The sequence below is a fragment of the Mesorhizobium sp. M7A.F.Ca.US.005.03.2.1 genome (assembly GCF_003997795.1).
Classification (GTDB): domain Bacteria; phylum Pseudomonadota; class Alphaproteobacteria; order Rhizobiales; family Rhizobiaceae; genus Mesorhizobium; species Mesorhizobium ciceri.
In genome coordinates this window covers 1-2207 of record NZ_RZRP01000961.1, presented here as the reverse complement: position 1 = coordinate 2207, position 2207 = coordinate 1, and the positions used below count along the sequence as shown (strand labels likewise).

At 62.6% G+C, this 2207-nt stretch carries 3 protein-coding genes; 2 read left to right on the top strand and 1 reads right to left on the bottom strand.

The window, feature by feature from the left end:
* Together EN991_RS33225 and EN991_RS33220 are read left to right on the top strand one after the other, a co-directional pair.
* Window positions 1-379 (top strand): inositol monophosphatase family protein (locus EN991_RS33225; protein WP_281058835.1); only part of this gene is annotated, 379 nt, incomplete at its 5' end.
* 59 nt (window positions 380-438) lie between these two features.
* Window positions 439-846 (top strand): hypothetical protein, encoded by a 408-nt coding sequence (locus EN991_RS33220; protein ID WP_013532139.1) that lies wholly within the window; start codon window positions 439-441, stop codon window positions 844-846.
* Here the strand turns inward: EN991_RS33220 and EN991_RS33215 are convergent.
* On the bottom strand, window positions 843-2111 hold the full coding sequence (locus EN991_RS33215) for a multidrug effflux MFS transporter (protein WP_013532138.1): 1269 nt from the start codon (window positions 2109-2111) through the stop codon (window positions 843-845). The two genes, EN991_RS33220 and EN991_RS33215, sit on opposite strands and share 4 nt — an antisense overlap.
* Between the last annotated feature and the right edge of the window lie 96 nt (window positions 2112-2207).

The window sequence follows — 2207 nt, the reverse complement described above, 5'->3', positions numbered from 1 at the left end:
CGGCAGCATCGAGAAGGTGCATGTAGCGGTACCCGCGCCGATCTCGGAGATGACCGGCTCTGTCTCCTGGCAATATATGGCCGAGCCGGAACGGACACGGCTGGCGCGCAACCAGACCAAGATCCTGTCGCAGTTCGCCTATCGCTGCGCCGCGCACGAATACCGCCTGCTGGCGAGCGGCCATGCCCACTTCGTCGTCTGCAATAAGCTGATGCCGTGGGACCACCTGGCCGGCGTGCTGATCCATGCCGAGGCCGGCGGCCATGCGGCGCGCTTCGACGGCAGCGCCTATCTGCCCTCGCATCTCGGCGGCGGCCTGCTTGTCGCGCCAGACAAGGAAAGCTGGCACGAATTGCGCCGCGAGCTCTGGGCGCAGTAGGATCGATTGCTGCGTTAGCCGAAAGCAGTACAATCTCGCGCAAATCCGGAGGCTCTCGAATGAAACCTCGGTTTGCATTTGTCGCGGTGGCTCTTGCCGCCGGTCTGTTCGCCAGTTCCCTGGAAGCAAGGTCGCAAGAGCGCAGCTGTCGCAGTACCGATCCCGTCGACACGATAAAGGAGATGTCGGACGCGATCTATGCCTGCTGGAAGCCGCCACCCGGAACCGCGGGCATGTCCCTCACGCTGCGGTTCTCGCTTCGCCGCAACGGCACGCTGATCGGCAAACCTCGCGCCACATATTCCGATCTGGGAACCGATGCCCAGCGCAGCCGGGCCTTCGTGGCATCCATCCTCAGGGCACTCGATGACGCTCTGCCATTGCACTTTTCGGACAGCATGGGCGAAGCAATTGCGGGGCGCATGCTTGCCCCTCGGTTCACGGCAGCCCTTGAAGGTGCGTCCTAATGCAAGTCGGTGATGTGCCCTGAAACGGGCGGGTTCTGTGGCTGGAACATCTTGCCGCGCTCGGCGATGAAGATCATCAGCAGCGCGGCGACCGAGACGCTGCAGAAGCCGGCGGCCAGCGGCGTCACCGTGCCGTTGAAGGCCTGGCCGATCAGCGTGCCGAGAATGCCGCCGAGAAACGTCTGCATGAAACCGAGGATCGACGAAGCCGTGCCGGCCAGTTGGCCGAGCGGCTCCATGGCCAGCGCGTTGAAGTTCGCGCCGAGCGCACCGAATGGAAGCATGGCGCAGGCAAAGAAGGTGATGAACAGCCAGAGCGGCATCTTCATCTCCAGCGAAATCACCAGCCAGGCAAGGCTGATGACCAGGAACAGCAGCAACGCACTCTGCGACAGGCGGCGCATGCCGATGCGGCCGACAAGGCGCGAGTTCAGAAAGTTGGAGAAGGCGAGCACGCCCGCAACCCCAGCAAAGATGACCGGGAACATCTCGCCGACTTTGAAAATGTCGACATAGATCTGCTGCGCCGAAGCGATGAAGCCGAACATGGCGCCGAAAATGAAGGTGCTGGCGAAGGCATAGCAGATCGCAATGCGGTTGGTGAGAACGATACGAAACCCGCCGACAATGGAGTTGAGCGTCAGCGGCCGGCGATGTTCGGGATGCAGCGTTTCAGGAAGGCGCAGCAGCGACCAGGCCGAGACGAGCAGCGCACCGACGGCCATGGTGACGAAGATCCAATGCCAGGTCGCAAACAGCATGATAAATTGGCCGATGCCGGGAGCAATGACCGGTATCGCCATGAACACCATGAAGATCAGCGACATCACCTCGGCCATGCGCCGGCCGTCGAACGTATCGCGCACGATCGAGACCGCGATGACGCGGGTGGCGGCTGCACCGATGCCTTGCACGGCCCGGCACAGCAGAAGTGTTTCAAAGCTTGGTGCAACGGCGGCGGCCGCAGCCGCGGCGACATAAATCACCAGCCCGGCGACCAGTGGTGCGCGACGTCCGAAGCGATCCGAGATCGGCCCGAAGAATAGCTGTCCGCCGCCGAAGCCCAGAATGTACGCCGTTATGACATACTGCCGGTGGTTTTCATTTTCGACGCCGAGCGAGGCGCCGATCTGCTGCAGAGCCGGCAGCATGATATCGATGGCCAGCGAGTTCAGCGCCATCAGTGCCGCGCACAGAGCGATGAACTCCCAGCGCGGAATGGGCAGTTTGCTTGCCGATTGCGGCGCTGGTCTTGGCTGGTCCACGGCAAGTCCGATCTTTCAAACGAAAATGCGCCGGCGGGCCGGCGCATTGGCTCGTCCTGGTCCTGGGGTCCGGACATGGAAATTGCCCAGGTGAGG

Excerpts from the sequence above, each read along its gene's own strand:
- EN991_RS33220 (WP_013532139.1), top strand. The coding sequence starts at position 439 with ATGAAACCTCGGTTTGCATTTGTCGCGGTGGCTCTTGCCGCCGGTCTG.